This window comes from Streptomyces sp. NPDC037290 (genome assembly GCF_055603245.1).
Window position 1 is genome coordinate 1 of record NZ_JBVJVZ010000003.1, and the last position, 17,247, is coordinate 17,247.

General features: G+C 68.1%; 13 protein-coding genes and 4 pseudogenes. 9 read left to right on the plus strand and 8 right to left on the minus strand.

Translation table 11 applies throughout. The annotated features are described in order from the left end of the window. Positions 1 to 55: 55 nt before the first annotated feature. Positions 56 to 457 (minus strand): pyridoxamine 5'-phosphate oxidase family protein, encoded by a 402-nt coding sequence (locus ACZ7HQ_RS10680; RefSeq protein ID WP_470987156.1) that lies wholly within the window; start codon positions 455 to 457, stop codon positions 56 to 58. 1,140 nt (positions 458 to 1,597) lie between these two features. Beyond that, entirely contained in the window at positions 1,598 to 5,155 is a 3,558-nt protein-coding gene (locus ACZ7HQ_RS10685; RefSeq protein ID WP_470987157.1) for an NB-ARC domain-containing protein, read from the minus strand. Positions 5,156 to 5,276: 121 nt separating this feature from the next. Between ACZ7HQ_RS10685 and ACZ7HQ_RS10690 the strand changes: the two are divergent. Beyond that, positions 5,277 to 5,402, plus strand: a pseudogene (locus ACZ7HQ_RS10690) (IS5/IS1182 family transposase); the annotation flags it as partial. Between the two features lie 601 nt (positions 5,403 to 6,003). Here the strand turns inward: ACZ7HQ_RS10690 and ACZ7HQ_RS10695 are convergent. Continuing rightward, on the minus strand, positions 6,004 to 6,366 hold the full coding sequence (locus ACZ7HQ_RS10695) for a hypothetical protein (protein WP_470987158.1): 363 nt from the start codon (positions 6,364 to 6,366) through the stop codon (positions 6,004 to 6,006). Between the two features lie 306 nt (positions 6,367 to 6,672). On the opposite strand from ACZ7HQ_RS10695, the gene ACZ7HQ_RS10700 reads away from it, so the two are divergent. From ACZ7HQ_RS10700 to ACZ7HQ_RS10710, 3 genes are all read left to right on the plus strand, one after another. Further along, positions 6,673 to 7,152, plus strand: coding sequence for a hypothetical protein (locus ACZ7HQ_RS10700; RefSeq protein ID WP_470987159.1), 480 nt, complete (start codon positions 6,673 to 6,675; stop codon positions 7,150 to 7,152). Positions 7,153 to 7,539: 387 nt separating this feature from the next. Beyond that, the gene (locus ACZ7HQ_RS10705) at positions 7,540 to 7,998 is read left to right on the plus strand and encodes an SRPBCC domain-containing protein (protein ID WP_470987160.1); all 459 of its coding nucleotides are present in this window, start codon (positions 7,540 to 7,542) and stop codon (positions 7,996 to 7,998) included. Next, positions 7,995 to 8,339, plus strand: a complete 345-nt coding sequence (locus ACZ7HQ_RS10710; RefSeq protein WP_470987161.1) for an ArsR/SmtB family transcription factor — start codon at positions 7,995 to 7,997, stop codon at positions 8,337 to 8,339. Before ACZ7HQ_RS10705 ends, ACZ7HQ_RS10710 begins: the two co-directional genes overlap by 4 nt. A 30-nt stretch (positions 8,340 to 8,369) precedes the next feature. Here ACZ7HQ_RS10710 and ACZ7HQ_RS10715 read toward each other — a convergent pair. Together ACZ7HQ_RS10715 and ACZ7HQ_RS10720 are read right to left on the minus strand one after the other, a co-directional pair. Continuing rightward, positions 8,370 to 8,897: pseudogene (locus tag ACZ7HQ_RS10715) on the minus strand (IS701 family transposase); the annotation flags it as partial. 59 nt (positions 8,898 to 8,956) lie between these two features. Beyond that, positions 8,957 to 9,505 carry a rhomboid-like protein gene (locus ACZ7HQ_RS10720; RefSeq protein WP_470987162.1) on the minus strand — a complete coding sequence of 183 codons (549 nt, stop codon included), beginning with the start codon at positions 9,503 to 9,505 and terminating at the stop codon, positions 8,957 to 8,959. Between the two features lie 245 nt (positions 9,506 to 9,750). Between ACZ7HQ_RS10720 and ACZ7HQ_RS10725 the strand changes: the two genes are divergently transcribed. Next, entirely contained in the window at positions 9,751 to 10,929 is a 1,179-nt protein-coding gene (locus ACZ7HQ_RS10725; RefSeq protein ID WP_470987164.1) for a sensor histidine kinase, read from the plus strand. Next, positions 10,926 to 11,594 (plus strand): response regulator, encoded by a 669-nt coding sequence (locus ACZ7HQ_RS10730; protein ID WP_470987165.1) that lies wholly within the window; start codon positions 10,926 to 10,928, stop codon positions 11,592 to 11,594. Before ACZ7HQ_RS10725 ends, ACZ7HQ_RS10730 begins: the two co-directional genes overlap by 4 nt. 486 nt (positions 11,595 to 12,080) lie before the next feature. On the opposite strand, the gene ACZ7HQ_RS10735 is transcribed toward ACZ7HQ_RS10730, so the two are convergent. Together ACZ7HQ_RS10735 and ACZ7HQ_RS10740 are read right to left on the minus strand one after the other, a co-directional pair. After that, the gene (locus ACZ7HQ_RS10735; protein ID WP_470987167.1) at positions 12,081 to 12,779 is read right to left on the minus strand and encodes an SDR family oxidoreductase; all 699 of its coding nucleotides are present in this window, start codon (positions 12,777 to 12,779) and stop codon (positions 12,081 to 12,083) included. A gap of 140 nt (positions 12,780 to 12,919) precedes the next feature. After that, positions 12,920 to 13,060 (minus strand): annotated as a pseudogene (locus tag ACZ7HQ_RS10740) (XRE family transcriptional regulator); the annotation flags it as partial. 133 nt (positions 13,061 to 13,193) lie between these two features. Here ACZ7HQ_RS10740 and ACZ7HQ_RS10745 point away from each other — a divergent pair. Further along, complete coding sequence (locus ACZ7HQ_RS10745; RefSeq protein WP_470987168.1) at positions 13,194 to 14,120, plus strand: aminoglycoside phosphotransferase family protein; 927 nt, start codon at positions 13,194 to 13,196, stop codon at positions 14,118 to 14,120. Positions 14,121 to 14,441: 321 nt separating this feature from the next. Beyond that, positions 14,442 to 14,687 carry a MarR family winged helix-turn-helix transcriptional regulator gene (locus ACZ7HQ_RS10750; protein ID WP_470987170.1) on the plus strand — a complete coding sequence of 82 codons (246 nt, stop codon included), beginning with the start codon at positions 14,442 to 14,444 and terminating at the stop codon, positions 14,685 to 14,687. A 536-nt stretch (positions 14,688 to 15,223) separates the two neighbouring features. Here ACZ7HQ_RS10750 and snpA read toward each other — a convergent pair. Then, positions 15,224 to 16,033 (minus strand): snapalysin, encoded by an 810-nt coding sequence (snpA, locus tag ACZ7HQ_RS10755; RefSeq protein WP_470987171.1) that lies wholly within the window; start codon positions 16,031 to 16,033, stop codon positions 15,224 to 15,226. Between the two features lie 902 nt (positions 16,034 to 16,935). On the opposite strand from snpA, the pseudogene ACZ7HQ_RS10760 reads away from it, so the two are divergent. Next, positions 16,936 to 17,148 (plus strand): annotated as a pseudogene (locus ACZ7HQ_RS10760) (transposase); the annotation flags it as partial. Positions 17,149 to 17,247: the final 99 nt, after the last annotated feature.

The following is a 17,247-nucleotide window of genomic DNA, read 5'->3' on the forward strand; positions in this document are numbered from 1 at the left end:
CTCTACCACGACCGCCCCGAAAGCGCCCCCGCGCTACCCAACAACCCGAACACGCCTACCGATTGATCGCCAACACCACGAAGAGGGGCACGATCAAGGAGCCCTCTTCCCCACGTGGATCCCATCCGAACTTGTCGGCGAACGCCTCCGCTGCGCTTCCGGGCACCTCGTGGTCCGGGAAGCACTCCGCCTCCCCTTGAAGGAGCACCACGTCAAAGGTGTCCGGTAGCGCCAGGCGCACGCGCGGCTCTTTGCGGACGTTCCGCGCAGTCACGGAAGTGGCGCTGGTGCACATCCACACCGCTCGCCCATCCCACAGGAACCACAGCGGTACCTGGTGCGGCCCGTGATCAGGGTGGGCCGTCGACACCCATACATCCCGCTCGGTAACGAGCCGCTCCAGGGCGTCGCGCACGCGCTCCGCTCTCTGGCGACGAACCATTCCTGTGGTCTCCATGCGGACCGACCCTAGCCAAGCGGACGCGAAGCGCGCCTGAGGCGCAGGACCTACTCCCAGCGACCGATGAACTCCTCAGCTTTTGGCGCGGGGCAACCGGCTTCGGTCCTCGCAGTGGCCAGCGGAGGTGCTCGGTCACGCTTGCTTCGGTAACGGCCGACTCGTGATCCGCCTGCTGACCGCGCCGCCAGGCGGATCAGCTGAGCCGGGCGTTCCGCTGCTTTCAGGCGTCTTCTGTATCCGGCCGATGCTGAAAGCTCTTGGGCTTGGGAGCCCGGGACCGACGCCGCTTGGGGCCGGGGCTGATGAGTTGGTATCGGGTCCCGGCGGGTGCTACCGGCCCCTACCGGCCGACGGTTTCAGATGCCGAGGGCAAGGCCGAGAGGGGAGCCCACAAGAGTGCTGACCGGATGTTCGAGAAGACCGTCAGTGATGTCTTCGGGGCTCGGTGCCTGGGCGGCTGCAGCTGGGACGATCGCTCCGAGGGAAAGCAGAGCGCTCACTGCTGCAACGGTCACGATGCGGCGGACAGACAGCACGGTGATTCCCTCTCGGTGAGGAGAAGACACTGGACATACGGACAGGCAAGAGACTTCCCACCCGCCAGGTCCGCGCACGCTCTACGTCACCCGTTCCAGGGACGGCTTCCCCCGCCCCGGGCGATTGGCACAGGTATTGAGACGCCGTCTGACGGCTCGAAGTGCGTAGCTCACCGTCGGCGAGGTATCGGAAGAAGGAGGCTGGGTCGTCCGGCCGCGGGTCGCTTCGGCCCAGTCGGCCAACGCAGTAGATCTGCGTGAGGTCGACCAGAGCGGATGCCTCCTGGCCGGTGAGGGCAGCGCCGGTCTCGACAGGTTCATGGTCGGATATGCGTTCGGCGAGCTGGTGCGGCTGAGGCCGCGGGCGAAGGTGATGGAGAGGTCGCTGGCGTTCAGGTGGGTGGTCCCGCTCAAGGCGTCGGCGATCCAGGCAAGGTTTTCGGGCACTGCTGGTTTCGCTTGCGTTCGCGGTCCAGAGCTGGTGGGGCACGTAGATCTTGCGATTGTCCTTTCCAGCAGCCGGAACCTCCTGAGAAGCCCGAGCTGAAGGCCCCGCCGATCGAGGCGGAGTTGATGCAGCCCGGCATGGACCTGCACTGGTTCAGGGGTTGCCAACGCCAGGATGGTAGTCGTAGCCGAACAGCCCTCCCCGGCCGCCAGCGAACAAGGCCCGGCCGTCCGGTCTCCATCCGCAGCAGCGCAAGGGGGTGTCGGTGCGCATCACCGTCAGTGGCTGTCTGGAACGAGAATCCCAGATCCGTACGGCTCCGTCCTCGCCGGCTGTGGCGAGCCGCCCGCCGTTGAACGCCGCTGCGGTGACGCGGCCTTCATGGCCGGTCAGCGCGCCTTGGACAGTGCCCGCGGCCACACTCCAGACATGGGCGAGTCCGTCGCTGCTGATCGTGGCCAGCGTGGACCCGTCTGTGTCTACGGCTATCGCTCGTACCCCTCGGATTTTCTCATCGGCGAGGGTGCATCGGGCTGTACCCGTAGCCGGGTCCCAGAGACGTAGAGCTCCTTGTTCGTCGGCGGTGACGAAAGTAGATCCGTCCAGGCTGAATGCCATTGCCTGCACGCCTTGCAGTCCCGTCCCGGTGAGGGTTCGTTGGACGTTGCCCTCTGCCGCATTCCACAGGTCGATTCCCAGGTCGTTGGCGGTGGCAAGGATGGTTCCTCCGGGATGGAAGGCAACGGCCCTCACCCCGCGGATGGCCTCGCCGGTGAATGGGTGGGCAGGGGAACCCGTGGCGGGGGACCATATCCACATCTGCCCGTCGTCCCCGACGGTGGCAAGCATGGTGCCGTCGGGTCGGAGGGCCAACTGCGAAACCCCTCTGATGTAGTTGGTCAGTTGGCGCAGAGGTGCCCCGGTGTCCGGATTCCAGAGCCGCACACAACCGTCGTCGTCCGCGGTGGCGAGCGTGCCCGCGGCGAAGGCCACCTGCATTACTCCTGCGCCCTCGCCGGCAGGAGTACTGGCTCCCGGATCCCGAAGCCGCACGGCCCGGTCGGAGCCCACCGTGGCGAGCAATGCACCGTCGGGGCTGAAGGCAACCGCATTCACGTAGCCTTCGTGACCCGTCAGGGCCCGCACGGTCACACCGGAAGCCGGATCCCACAGGCGCACGGCGTCGTCGTAGCCCGCGGAAGCAATCAGTGTGCCATCGGGGCTGAAAGCCACCGCGTTGACGTAGCCGTGATGGCCGGCCAGGGCTCGGTGGCAGTTGCAGGCAGCCGTCTCCCACAGCCGTATGCGCCGGTCGGCACCTGTGGTGGCAAGCAGCCTTCCGTCAGGGCTGAAAGCCATTGCTCGAATTCCGTGGACACGCTCCGGTAAAACGCATCGCAGTTGTCGAGTCGCCGTGTTGAACAAGTGCACCCGCCCGTCGTCGGCGGCCATGGCCAGCACGGCACCGTCCGGGCTGAAGGCAATCGCGCGTATTCGGCCCTCGGCGATGAGCGGGCTGCCGGGCAGGGCATCGCCGGTGACCGGGTGCCAGAGCCATACCTGTCCCCGGTCGGTCGCTGTGGCGACAGCGGCGCCGTCAGGGCTGAAGGCCAGGGCGTTCACCTGGTTTGCATGGTCAGGGATCGTGCCCAGGGGCACGCCGGTAGCCGGGTTCCACAGCGCCACCCGCCCATTGCCGCCGACAGTGGCCAGCATGGTGCCGTCCGGGCTGAAGTCAACGGTCCGCACCGTTGAATCGGTGGTGAGCGTACGCAGGGCAGATCCTGTGACCGGGTTCCACAACCGCACGTGTCCGTCGTCGCCTGCGGTGGCAAGCAGTGAGCCATCCGGGCTGAAGGCCGCTGCACGTACTTCGTCGGTGCTGCCGGTGAGGGTGCGAAGTCGGGAGAGATCGGGCAGGTCGGGGGGCGGCCACCGGTTGGCGAGCGTGGGATGAAGTGCGACGTGCGGCGGGTCGTTCCAGTGCGGCAAGTCACCCAGTCGGCTATGGAGCACCGAGTCGAGGGCGTGGGGTGGATCAGTGGGAGAGAGGAGGTGGGCAGCGCGGGCGAGGTCCATGGCAAGCGCGTGGGCCGTCGGGCTGTTGATGAGGTCGAGATCGCGCCAGGGTGCCGTGGGACCGCGCTGGTGCAGACGCATCTGCACCCACCGCGGGTCGCCGGCCAGGGCCTCAGCTTCTGTGTCCCGCCCCGCGTCGAGGAGGTGCTCGATGAGGTGGTCCCGCAGGTAGCCGTCAGTCGTCCGCCACCACGCCGTCCGGGTCGCGGTGCCGTCAGTGTGCGGCAGTCCGTCCGCGACCGCGTCGAGCAAGGCTGTGTTGATTGCCACCACACTGCCTGCGAGTTCAGCCCGCAGGTAGTCGCGTACAACGTCATGGAGGGTGATGGTGCCTCCGGTGACGGAGCCGTCGAGGGTGAGCAGCGACAGGTCGGCCATCTGCATGCACAGGCCCCGCGCCTCGCTGTCGGTGAGATCGCCGGTTTCCTGCCACAGCAACGCCACCAGAGGAAGCGGAATCACTTCGTCCTCCGCGAAGATCCCGAGCTCGGAGAATCTGCGGCCGCCGTCGCTCGGCAGTAGGTCGGTGGCAGCCTGAACGCTGGCGCGCACTGCCGTGTTTCTTCGGACCGGGTCATCGAGTTCCAGAGGCATGTCGGGGTCCACGCCCGCCGGGCCGAGAACACGTAGCCGATCGAGCATTGCCTGCGCGGCCGTGGCGGGATCTGTGCCGGTGGCCGCCTGCACCGCGATCAGCTGGTTGACCAGACGCAGTAGCAACGCCCACCGACCGGTCGCCTTCACCAGGGCCTCAACAAGCGGTTCCGGGACCGCTGCGCCCAGGCGGTACGTCAGCACAGTCCGAGCCTGCGCCGGCGACATCCGGTCCACCACAGCCCGGAACGCCTCAGGAGGCAACGCAGCAGGCTTGCGCGTTGTCACCAGCCGCACACACGTTTCCTCAGCACCGCGCAGGAACGGCTCCAGTTGCTCCGCCTCCCACACATCATCGATCACCAGGAGGGTGCACGGGCGCTGAGCCAGCAAGCGGCCGAGGTGGTCACCTGCCCGACCGGGATCGTCACCGGACTCGAGAGTGTCGCCGGTGATAAAACGAGTCGCTTCTGCCACCTTCGCTGCGATCGCCGCCCGACCGCGTACATTGCGTCCGACACTGATCACGTACACACGTCCGCGGAACGCCCGGCGCACCTGCGGGTGGGCACACACCATGGACGCCAGCGTCGTCTTACCGAAGCCGCCTGCCCCATGCAACCCAGTGGTGATTCCCACCGCAGCGTTGCCCCGTCGGCCTGCACGGCGAGACCGGCGCAGCCTTCCCGCCCGGGCTTGTGCACACACAGCCGCGACGATCTCCTCCACCTCGCCACGGTCAACGACCCACTCAGGGACAGCCGGCGGAGGAGGGACCGGCGGATCCCCCGCCCCTGCCGCACTCGGGCTGATCCCTAAAGAGACCAGCAAAGAGGCGATGCCCGCGCCACCGCCAAGGACACTCGCGATCGGATTAGCCGCGTCCCAGCCCCCGCGCACCGCCGTCACCAACAGCCAAACCCCAGAAGCCACGCACAGCGCGACCGCAGCCTGCGCCAGCCAGCCTCGCCAATTCACCATGGGAGTGAGCTTCGCCGTCGTCCATGCTGTCCGTCTTCGCTTCCGGTCCCCTGACATCGAATTGGGACGATCAGACCAAGGCGGTCGGGCACAGCCACATCCGCCTCTTTGGAAGCGTTTCCCGGAGCGGACGTAGAATGCATGCGGCGGCCAGCCGTTCCCGTGTCGAACATTGAACCGCCCGCTGCTCAGTGAGCGCGGCTCACGCGGCCGTATCGCGCACAAGGGCGAGACGGCGGCCAGCCAGGCTGGTCAACGTTGGCATGTCGAACGCACCCACGCCCGGCAAAGCGCCTTTCGTAAGGGCAGGCTTCGGAATCGGCAAGCAGAGGCCAACGCGTCCGGTCCCACGACAACAGCCCGTCCTGGCGCTTGCCTGTGCCGGATGCGTCGCGGGGTCCTACCGCCCGCGGTGACCGGCATGACGGCCCAGGCCCGCTTGTTCAGGTCAGCTGGTGGTCGTTGGGCAGTCGCGGTTCATCGAGGGGCGTCGCCGGGCTGTCCAGGCCTTCACCCTGGTGATCTTTGGGGCGGGCGAAATGCCCGGTGATGAGCACCTGGGGCCGGTGGGGACGGCTGCCTTCCTTTTGGATCGCGTGCAGCCTGGGCGAGGGCGCGTAGGCCGTCTACTCCCCCGGCCAAGGCGACCTGGAATCCGGTGGTCATGAGTGCCATGACGTGGGCCGTGGCACCGACGTTGGTACGGCAGAAGACTGTGTCGGGGCTGGCGACGGGGCCGACGTCGGTGGGCACGATGGGGGGTGCCGGTGAGACGGGTGGGATCGTCGGCCAGGGTGAGCCAGCCGTTGGTTTCCTCAGCCATAATCTGGATCGGAACCGCTTGGCATGGCCGTCGTCACGGTGATCCGCCCCGTGAACGGTTCGATGCGAGACAGGAGAGGTGGTCAGCCAACGCCCCACCAGGTCACGGCAGCCAGAACGAGTGGGACAGGACACGCCACCCCGGTCAGCAACAGCCGACGTGCGGCCGACGTCATGCGACGCACCGCGGGCACAAAGGCGAGCGCGGCGAGCAGTGCGGCACCGCCGGCCACGCCCGCCGCGTACTCCGCGAGAAGACCCCCGACGGCCGCCCCTTCCGCCGCGCCCCATAGTGCGACCATGCCGACCAGGAAGGTCAGCCATGCCATCGACAGGGCCGTGGCAACGCCGAGCAGAGCCGTCAGCAACGTGACCCCTGGAGGGGCTGTGGACGAAGGGGTCGGCTTCCAGGGGCCGTAGAGCCTCGCATAGGTCTGAGGATTCATGAGCCGATGATCGTCGGCGGCCCCCGTGCATTTCATGAGGCGCTCTACTCAACCCAGCGCATAGAGGTACTCATCCTCGGCTGCTCCAGGCGACAACTGGTGCTCAGAGCCTCAGGGAGGCGTGCGTACGAGAACTGAGTAGGGCGACGGTGCCGTCGGCCTGGGTGGTGGTGTTCGGATGGCTTCATGACGCCGCCTCCTTGCGCCGCGCCCGCGGCGTCCGCTTTCCGCCGCCGGTTCAGGGTCTTGGGGCTGTCCGTTGCCGGGCCCGTTGCGGTGTCCCTGCTCGTGGGATGCACCGCCGCGGTGGGTGGTCCAGTCCGTACCGAGGCGCAGTTCCTGGAGCACGTACACGACACGCAGGCCGCAGGCGAGGACACGGTTCTCTTCCTGGGTTCGGATCCGGGCTCCGTGATCCTGGGAAAGTCCACGGACAGCGCATCATGCGTGGACGACCTCGGCGTCGACCGGGATGGCACCCACCGGGACCAGCCGTCCGTCTCCTGGGCTCCGGACTTCAAGCACGGTGACGCCGGGTATCGTGCGGCGGTCGCCGCCCTTCGCGGGCGGTGGTCCGAGCGGGGGTGGAAGGTGACGACGGAGCCGGGGACCGACCCGGTCACCGGCAAGGCGACCGGCCTGCAGGAGATCCACACGACTGACGACCACGGCGTCGCGCTGTCGCTGAGCCCCGGCCGTCGTACCGGCGAGGGACTGGTCGTCGCCGACGGTGGCTGCGTCCGCCACGACGGCTACTGGGACGCCTACGCATGGAGCAGCTCCTGATGGACCCGACCGCTCCGGCGACGTGTACGTCGCCGTCTTCTCGCCGAACTGAGCAACGTGGTCGGCGCGTAGTCGGCGAGCAGTGCCAACCGGGTCGCCCGGTCACACCGTTGCGGTCGGGTAGCCGGAGCCCGGCCTTGGGATGTCACCGGCCGCCTGGGCACGTACGGGCGCCGGTCCGCCCTCGGCTCCTCGGCATGAGGGCCGGCGGGGCATCCCGTTGCGGCCAGCGGCCCACTTGGAACTCCTGACGGAAAGAGTGATCGGCGTTCGACGCTTGGCGAGCTGTCCGTACGGTCACTGACCTCATGCGCAACCATCTGGTTGCGCATGAGGTCCAGGATGTGCAACCTTTAGGTTGCACATCCGGACGAGATGAGGTTGCCGATGATCCCCGACACGATCGAACGCACGATTGTGATCAATGCTTCAAGGGAACGGGTCTGGTCCGTTCTGACGGAACCCGCTTTCCTCGGCCGCTGGTTCGGCAGCGGAGAGCCGGTCAAGATCGACCTGCGTCCCGGCGGCCTTCTGGTCTTCGACCACGGCATCCACGGCGTCATTCCCGCCCGCATCCAGACGGTCGAACCACCGCGCGTCTTGTCCTGGCGGTGGTCACAAGGTGCCGCCGGCGAAGAGCCGGACGACACCAACGCCACCCTGGTCGAGTTCACCCTGACCTCGGACGACTCCACGGGAGGCACCCGGCTCACCATGATCGAGAGTGGCTTCGCGCACCTCGGGCTGCCCGCCGTCGAGGCCGCCGACCGGCACCGCGCCAACGGTCAGAACTGGCCTGGCAAGCTTGATCAACTGCGCGCGGACTGTGAACAGACCACGGCATGACCCGCACCAACGAGGGCGAACCGGCCCCCGAGGACGTCCTGGTGGCCCTGGCCGACCCGATCCGCCAAGAGGTGCTGGCTGTCCTCGTCCGCGAAGGCGGCGCGACCTCAACATCTCTGGCAGCGGGCCTTCCCGTCACCCGCCAGGCGGTGGCCAAACACCTGGCCGTCCTTGAGCGCGCCGGACTGGTACGCGCCCGCCGAGCGGGACGGGAGGTCCGCTATGAAGCCGACCTGCAACCACTGAAGCAGACCACACGCTGGATGGACGCCCTTGCCACCCAGTGGGAACACCGCCTGACCGCGATCAAGGATCTGTCGGAGGGGGCCACTCCGCCTTGAATTCGGCAGTGCCGCCTCAAAGGTCCGCCTGGTCCGCCCTTCGTTGATCTGCACCCGCCTGCTGCAGGCGACGGCCAGCACGTAGCCGATCGCGCGGGACTCCAGCAGGGCGCGCAGACTGGGGCCTTGGCCGTATGCCTCGTCGCCGTCACCCAGGAGACGCCGATCCCGGCGTCCAGTGCTGCCGTGATCATCTGTCCGGCCAGCGTGGGCTTGGTCGCGAACTCCACCGGGCCGGGCACCCCGGCACGGGTTCGGCGCTCGGCGTCCTGGCACCACGAGGCGTCCGGCAGGTAGAGGCGGCGGTCGATCAACGCCCGTTCTCTGCTGGAGGCGTAGGCGAGGAAGACGCCGACCCGGGTGTTCTCGATCCAGCCTGCGGTGCCGGTGTATTGGCGGTGCACGTCGGCCGAGGCGGTGCCCTTCTTCAGGAAGCCGGTCTCGTCCACGATCAGGACGCCGTCGTAGGCGCCGAGGTGCTCGAGGACGTAGGCGCGGATGTCGTCGCGGACCGCAGTCGGCATCCCAGCGGGTGCTTCGTGGCAGCCGCTGCGCCGGGGGGTGGTTGCGCGCGTGGAGCTGGCCGAGGCCAGGACCATGTTCGATCACAACCGTCCTCATGACCGATGGAGACACGGCTTTAACGTCAGTCGGTGCAGGTAGCGGTGGCGGGCGCCGGACGACCGCAGACCCCATGCGAGCAGCATGCCGGTGAACAGTGCTGCCACGTGGCCGACGGGAGTGACCCCCAACGTGGTCAGGCCGCTCGTGATGTGCGGTGCACGCACCACGAGCACGGCGAGCGCGGTCCATCGGTGCCAGCGCCGGGCCCCCGCTGCCACCACGGCGGCCAGGGCCGAGACGATCACGTAGGACGGGCCGACGTCCAGCGTCGCACGCAGCGCCGGGTCTGCTTGGCCCGCCGCGATCCGCGCTGCCAGCAGCCCTTCGCTCGCCAGTGTGCCGAGGACTTGACCGGCCGCGATCAGCGCGACCGCCCGCATGTTGCCGAACCGGATGACGAGGAACGCCAGTATGGCCCCGGCGAGGGCGATGCTGCGCAGACAGGCCCACGGATCGGCGCCGAAAAGGAAGGCGGAGGCGATGAGCGCCTCCACAGGATGATCACCCATATTGGCCAGGTTGGTCGATGCCCAGGCGTTCACCGCGTGATCACCGCCGTACGTCAGGGACGACGCGGCGGCGAGCAGAGCGAAGCCCCAGGGCACAGGGGAAGGCCATCGGCGGGCGGGCGTCCTGGAGAGATCCATGCGGCCGACCCTGGCAGAGGGTGTCCGCCCCGCGGATCTGGCCACGGATTGACCGGCTGATCTCTGTCCCTGGACAGAGGCGGATGATCGCCCTCCTGGCTAGGGTCGGATGCGTGCGAGGCATGATGGTGAGGCACAACGTGGCGTCCTTCACCAGGGGACTGAGGCCGAATCAGCTGATCGGGCTGGATGTGCTTTTGGCCATGGCTCTGATGGCGTCGAACGTCTTGTGGTGGACACTTGGCACGCACCGCACGGGCTGGCCGGCATGGCAGACCGTGCTGACGTGCTCGTTGGGCGTGGCCGTCGCCGTCCGGCGGCTGCTGCCACTGCCTGCACTGGCGGTGGCGTCGGTGGTGATGGCCACCGACGGCGCGCTCAGCCTGACGGGGGTGCTGGCGACTGCATTGCTGGTGTACGGGGTGGCGGTCGCCCGACCCGCACGCGTCGCGGCGTACGCGAGCGCGGTGGCAGGCGCCGCACAACTCGCCTTGATGATCCCTATGCAGGGCATAACAGGGCGCGACTACTGGGGGTGGCCGGGAATGAGCCAAAGCCTCATCGTTGAGGCCGCCGCCTGGGCGATCGGGTGGTCCACGAGACGGGGCCGCGCCTATTCCCAGGGCCTGGTCGAGCAGGCCGAGGAGCGGGCACGGCGCACGCTCGTCGAGGAACGCATACGCATCGCCCGGGAGTTGCACGACGTCGTCGCGCACAGCCTGAGCGTCATCGCGGTCCAGGCGGGCGTCGGCCACCACGTGATCGGCAGCCGACCCGACGAGGCCGCGAAGTCCCTCTCCGCGATCGAAACCACCAGCAGGGCCGCGCTGGGGGAACTGCGCTCCCTCCTGGGTGTCCTGCGCGACGACGACGGCGCCGAATGGCTGCCCGGCGGCCTCGACGACCTGAACACACTCATCGCACAGACCCGACGAGCCGGCGTGCAGGTCGACTTGACGACCAGCGGTCACCCGCACGCCCTGCCCCGAAGCGTGGACCGCGCCGCCTACCGCATCGTGCAGGAAGCCCTGACCAACGTCGTCAAACACGCCCGCACCGGCCATGCCCGGGCGACGGTCGCCTATGCGCCGGGCGAGGTCGCCCTCACAGTCGTCGACGCCGGAGCCGGCCGCACGGCCACCCCGATCACCGATGGCCACGGCCTGACCGGCATGAAGGAACGTGCCGCCCTCTACGGCGGCGAGGTTCACGCGGGCCCGATCTCGCCGCATGGCTTTCGCGTCGCCGCCCGGCTGCCGTACGCCACGGACGAGCGAACGGCCCAGTTCCCCGTGCGGGCCGACCTGGAGAGTGCATGACGGTGCGGGTCGTCGTGGTGGACGACGAGACGCTGGTGCGTGCCGGGTTCCGGGTGCTGATCGAGTCAGAAGAGGATCTCCAGGTCGTGGGTGAGGCGGCCGATGGAACCCAGGCGGTCAGGGTGATTCGCGAACAGCGCCCCGACGTTGCCCTGATGGACATCCGGATGCCCGGGCTCAATGGCATCGAGGCCATCCGTGCGCTGCTCGGCGGCCCGTCTCCGGTGCCCGTCCACGTCCTGGTGCTCACCACCTTCGACCTGGACGAGTACGTCTTCGAGGCGCTCCGCGCAGGCGCCGCGGGCTTCCTCCTGAAGGACACTCCACCCGCTCGCTTGATCGACGCCGTGCGGGTGATCGCCACCGGGGAGTCGTTGCTGTCACCCGGCGTCACCCGCAAGCTCATCGAGACCTACGTCCGCCGCCCCGGCTACCCCGGCCCGGTCACCCGCACCCTGGACGGTGTGACCGGCCGCGAGCGGGACGTGCTGGGCCTGATCGCACGTGGCCTGTCCAACCACGAGATCGCGGCCGAACTGTATCTGACCGTCGGCACGGTCAAGACCCACGTCAGCCACCTGCTGGCGAAGCTGGGAGCCAGGGACCGGGCCCAACTCGTCATCGCCGCCTACGAAAGCGGACTGGCAGGGCCCGCACGTCGTTGAAGCAGGACGAGCAGGACCCGGTTGTCAGGCAGGAGGTTCACGCCTCGGCCGGTGCGATCCGCGCGGGGCACGACACAGCCCAGCGACCACCCGCGGATGGGTCACTCGGTTTGACGTCCGTCCTGGCGAGCCGGACGTACAGAAGAGCACGGACGGAGACTACGCCGACGATGCCGGGCCAGCGGCATATTGGAGGCGCTTGACCGGCCCCTTGCCTGTCCCAGCGGCTATGTGAGCGACTTGATCTTCTGGCCCAAGAGCCGGAATCCGGCAGCGGCAGAGGGGGTCGATCAGGCTCTGGCCTACCGTCCCCTTGCGTTGTGAGATGACCTCAGGTCCAAAGCCAGATGACCAAGGCAACGGCGGTAACGGTCCTTAGGAACGCCGCGGGGTGGCGGCCCAGATCCGAAGGCGCCCCCGGCCCGCGCAACACCATGCTTGGCGGTGCCAACGACGCTTCCGTGTGCGGCCCTTGGGGGCTCTACCTCAGCCAACCTGCCCCGTCGGCCGCACCGTGATGTGGTTGATGTCCACGCCTGCGGGCTGGTTGATGGCGAACACAACGGTGTCCGCGATCTGCTCGGCGGTCATCGTGGCGGCTGCCTCGGGGGTGCCACCGCGGGCGTGCCAGAAGGGGGTGTCCACGATGCCGGGGGCGACAACGGTGACGCCGACTCCGTCCTGGCCGACCAGGAGGCGGGTGTTCTCGGCGAGGGCGTGGGCGGCCCACTTGGTGACGGAGTAGAGGTTGCCGGGGGTGTGGCGGACGCCGGCGACCGAGCCGATGATCACGATTCGGCCCTTGGAGGTCCTCAGGTGGGGCAGGGTCTCCTGGATCAGCAGGGCGGGGCCCAGGACGTTGGTGAGGATCATGGCGCGCATGTCCTCAGGGGCGTGGGTCTCCAGGTTGCCGGGCAGGGAGAAACCAGCGTTGGCTATGACGTTGTCCAGCTGGCCCCAGATGTCCAGCACGTGGCGGACGGCGGCGCCGACGTCATCCGCTTCGCTGGCGTCGCCGGTGATCGTCAGCAGCCGCTCGCCCGCCCCCGCGGTGGTGGCGAAGGCGGCCAGCTTGTCCGCGTCGCGCCCGGTGACGGCCACGCGGTGGCCCTGCTTGAGCAGGGCGCGGGCGGTGGCGGCGCCGATTCCGGTCGAGCCACCGGTGATCAGCGTGACGGGTTCCATGGGACGGCCTCCTCGGCGACGGGGTCATCGGGGCAAAGCGCCTGCACTATAGCCAGCGATCTCCGACGCTCGCTCCCGGCTTTCTCCGACGGCTCCGCTCCACCTAGAGGGCAGTGAGCCTTTCTCAACCCCAGTTGGAGCAGGTCAGGTGCAGGACGTGGGCTACGCCCGAGGTCAACCCAGCGCTCGACCGACTTGGGGTCGACCTCGACCTGGTGAGCGAGTGCGGGGTACGTCCAGCCTGCTTTCGCCGTGACGGCTCGTAGTCCCTCGTTCGGCACGAGTCTCCCCCCTCCTCTCAGACGGCCCCAGGGACGTTGTACATAGTTCGGGACGTCCCAGAGTGGGGTGGAGGTCCCATCGTCCCGGTGGCCGGCGTCGGGATCGGTGCCGCCTCACGTACTGTGACTTCGCATGACCGATGCCGAGATCGAGATCACTGCAGAGCTGGTGCACGACCTCCTCAAGAACCAGCATCCGGACCTTGCGGGGCTGGCCATCCGCGAAGTAGCGGGCGGTTGGGACAACCAAATGTGGCGCCTCGGGGAGGAGTTGGCCGTGCGCATGCCGCGCACGGAAGATGCCCCGGAGCTCCAGCGCAAGGAGTGCCGGTGGCTGCCCGTCCTGGCCCCACGCCTTCCGCTCCCGGTTCCGACTCCTGTGCGGATCGGTGAACCGTCCGCTCGCTTCCCGAAGCCCTGGACCATCATGACGTGGGTTCCCGGCGAGCCACTCGACTGCACCTCGATCAGCCGCAGCGACCACGCGGCCGACACCCTGGCGGGCTTCCTCAAGGCGCTTCATGCCGAGGCGCCCGCCGAGGCGCCGGCCAGTTCGGACCGCGGCGCTCACCCCAAGGAGTGCACGGCCGGCTTCGAACAGTTCTTGCATGCCATTGCCCCCGGCGGCATCGCCGCCGACGTTCGTGCCGTCTGGAACGTCTGGGCCGATGCTGTTACGGCTCCCGAGTGGGAGGGCCCGCCTGTATGGCTGCATGGTGACCTCCATCCCGCGAATGTCGTCGTCTCGGACGGAACGCTCTCGGGCGTGGTCGACTTCGGTGCCGTGTTCGCCGGCGATCCGGCGTGGGACCTCATGGCTGCGTGGCTGCTCCTTCCCCCGGGCGCGGACTCACGATTCTTCGAGGTGTACGAGCGTGCGGACGAGGCGACCATCCGGCGCGCCCGAGGGTTGGCTGCTCTGAAAAGTCTTTTCCTCATCCTCATGGGCCAGAACGGGGAGCGGGGCCTTCCTGGCGGCAAGCCGACATGGGGACCCGCAGGACGGGCGGCGCTCGATCGTGTTCTGACGTCCAGCCTGGGCTGGCGCTCTCGCGCATAGCTCCCATCTCGGAGGGAGGCAGACCATTGCAACGTCTTCCCGCCGGACTGCAACCGCAGCCCAGCCGCACCTGCCGCTCTTTGGTGAACAAGGCGCCGCACCGGGGATTTTGGGCCAGGGCCAGCGTCTGTTCCAGGTGAACGGGACGGGTGGCTCATGCCCGAACCATGCGAGTCACAAGCCCATCACTAGAAGAAGCCGACGAGGCCCGCAGTCACCAAGTCACCGGGAGCGTCTTGAGGCCGCGGTGGTGGAACGACGGCAGCCATCCCGGTGACTGCCGGTCGGGGGCCGGTGCGTCGGGGTCACCCCCACGCCGCCTTGGACAAGCTCCAGTCCGGCGGTCTCATCTCCCGCCTGCCTGATCCGGGCGACCGCCGCGCCCGCGTCCTGTCCATCACCGACGACGGGCGCAGACTCCGCCGGTCCGTCCGGGCAACCATCCAAGCCAACGAGAACCGCTTGCCGGCCAAACTGCCACCCACCGACCGCCGCGGCTTCCTCAACGCCGTCCGATTCCTGCCCGAACTGCCGTCCGACCACATCAACGGCATCGCGCCCGACTGACACGGCGCACAGGATCATGAACAAGCTGCGAAGACACAGCATGCAAGTCATCAGCGCGCAGCACAGCCATGCTCGAACCCGTGGCCGACCTTCCTCCCATCGTGATCAGTGACCTCTTGGGAGTCAGCACAACCAGCGCCCGCAGATGGGTGGGGTGCGCCCAGGACCGCTCGATGGACTACCTCACTGCCTGCACGAACGACCATGCAGGTCCACCCGGATGGATCTCGAAGGGGCGACCGCACGCACATGCCGGGCCGACAGCTCCCCCGCCTGCTGCCGCTCCAGCAGACGACGCACCACCAACCCCCTGGGCAGCACAGCGCCACGACCGGCCCTTACCTCTTGGTCCACTTCGCGATCACACCGACCGGACCCACCTCACCGCATAAGAACTCTCGAACCTGAGACAACATCAGCTGCCACGCGACGAAGCCCCGTGACAGCGACGCCACCCATCAATCTCTCATCTCATGACAGCGGCCCACCCACCCACACACACCCACTGACCAGCCCCGAGAGCTCGCACCGTGGGATCAGCCAATACGGATCAGAACGGGTGCGGGTACCGGCGCGGTGATCGCGGGCGTGCCGGGAGTCTGGCCATCGCCCGTGTTCGGGGCCTCGCCCCCACCGGCGGCACCGCCGCCGAGCGGGCCGGCGGTTTCGGGTGATTGTGCCGTGCCCGGGGCCTGCGCGAGTCCGTTGGTCCACATCTGGTCGACGCGCGAGCGCTCGGCGACGCTCGGATAGCGATTGGTGCAGGACGGGCCGGCGCTGCCGCCCGACATCAGCTCGCTGCAGGGTCCGCCGTAGTCGTCTGGCAAGCCCAGCATGTGCCCGGTCTCGTGAGCGACGACGCGGACCGAGTCGTACTGCTGATTCTGGGTGCGGTCGAGGAAGACGTAGCCACTCCCGTGGCCGTTGGTGGAGGTGTAGGACCCGCGCGAGTCGTTGCCCTCACGGTAGGAGAAGTCGGCACGACCGCTCGACGCCGCCTGGAGCTTGACGTGGGACTCGGAGCTGTTCCAGATCGAGGCCGCGCTCGCTATCTGCGAACGAAAGCTCGGCGCCTGGGAGACGTCGTAGTAGACAGTCACCGCCTGAGCGTTCGGCTGGGTGGCGCGCTTCTCGGCGACGGACTTGAGCACGGCGTCGAAGAACGCCTTGTTGTTCGCCGCCTCCTCAGCCGACCCGACGTACCGGGCCACGGAGCTAGCGGTGGCAGCGGACGGGGTGTCGGCTGTCTTGGCGCTGGCCGGCACCGCCGCCCCCACCGCGCTGGAGGCCAGACCCAGGCCTAGAGCGAGGGTGAGGAGTCTCGCAGACGTTCGGGACGAGTTCATGTATGGGGACTCCTACTCACTCGGTGACGCCGAGCGCCCGGTGCGCGGTCGACTCTGCCTGAACACCCGTTCCGAACTGCGGCGACGTCCTGTGGGTCGTCATTCTTAGAACGGCTCGACAGAGAGCGCAAAGGGTCCTCGCCACTACGTCGCCTCGTAGTTCCCGGGACCTCGCCAGGGCAGTGCACGAGTCACCAGTCCCCAGATGGCCGGCAGGACAGGGAGCTGTCGCGATGTCAGAAGCCTTGACCCACCAGGCAACGAGCGTGCGGACCGGCCGAGGAGAATCCAGGGCACGCGACGGAATCCACATCCGGACCAAGACGGACAACTGCTTAGATATCTTCTATATCGTCTCTACTAAGCATGCCGGTTGGTTGGCGGGGAGCTGTGACAGACGTCATAGAACATGAGCTTCCGCTCTTTTGGCGCCCCGCCCGCTGGAGACCTAGTCGTTTATCGCTCAACCAAGTGGGAAGTCGACCAGACCCTGGGGAATTCGGGGGCTCTGGCCGCAGTTCCGTGAATCCCCAGGTCAGGGGCGGGAACAGGGATCGTTTCGGCAGGGTGTTTCCTGCCATGGCGAGCAAGACGGTCGAGGCAGTATCCACCGCTCGCCCGGGCCGGTGCCCGGACTGCCGGGAACAGGCGAGGCGCATACACGGCACGTGCCAACGCACCCTGGACGAACGGCCGTTAGCCTCTCGCCCGGTCGTAGTTCGGCTGCGGGTGCGCCCGGTACTTCTGTGACCAGAAGAGTTGTTTCCGCAAGACGTTGCTCGAGCAGGTGCCGGGCCTGTCCGAGCAGCATCGCCGCTCCAGCACCGGTTCACAGGCTGGCTGCGGTCGAATGCGGTCGAACTCGGCGGCCGTCCGGCCGCGCGGCCGGCCGGGGCGTGGACGTGCTGCCCGACCTCACCTCCGAGACGTTCGCGGCCTGGCTCCCCGAGCATCCTGGAGCCGAGAGCATCGGCCGGGACCGGGCCAGCGCCTACACCAAGGCGGTCAAGGAAGCAGCCCCTCATGCCCTGGGAGTAGCAGATCGCCGGCACCTATTGCGGAACCTGTCCGACGCGGTGGAGAAGACCTGCCACCAACGCCGCGACTGTCTGCGCAAACGTGCCGAGGAGGAGACAGTGACCGAGGTGCCCGAGCCGCCCCCGATGCTGTTACCGCCCGCGGAACTGCCCCGCACCCAGATCATCGAACGCACC

Coding starts and splice junctions, on each gene's coding strand:
- ACZ7HQ_RS10680 (WP_470987156.1), bottom strand. CDS start 457: ATGGAGACCACAGGAATGGTTCGTCGCCAGAGAGCGGAGCGCGTGCGC.
- ACZ7HQ_RS10685 (WP_470987157.1), bottom strand. CDS start 5,155: ATGTCAGGGGACCGGAAGCGAAGACGGACAGCATGGACGACGGCGAAG.
- ACZ7HQ_RS10695 (WP_470987158.1), bottom strand. CDS start 6,366: ATGAATCCTCAGACCTATGCGAGGCTCTACGGCCCCTGGAAGCCGACC.
- ACZ7HQ_RS10705 (WP_470987160.1), top strand. CDS start 7,540: ATGATCCCCGACACGATCGAACGCACGATTGTGATCAATGCTTCAAGG.
- ACZ7HQ_RS10710 (WP_470987161.1), top strand. CDS start 7,995: ATGACCCGCACCAACGAGGGCGAACCGGCCCCCGAGGACGTCCTGGTG.
- ACZ7HQ_RS10730 (WP_470987165.1), top strand. CDS start 10,926: ATGACGGTGCGGGTCGTCGTGGTGGACGACGAGACGCTGGTGCGTGCC.
- ACZ7HQ_RS10735 (WP_470987167.1), bottom strand. CDS start 12,779: ATGGAACCCGTCACGCTGATCACCGGTGGCTCGACCGGAATCGGCGCC.
- ACZ7HQ_RS10745 (WP_470987168.1), top strand. CDS start 13,194: ATGACCGATGCCGAGATCGAGATCACTGCAGAGCTGGTGCACGACCTC.
- snpA (WP_470987171.1), bottom strand. CDS start 16,033: ATGAACTCGTCCCGAACGTCTGCGAGACTCCTCACCCTCGCTCTAGGC.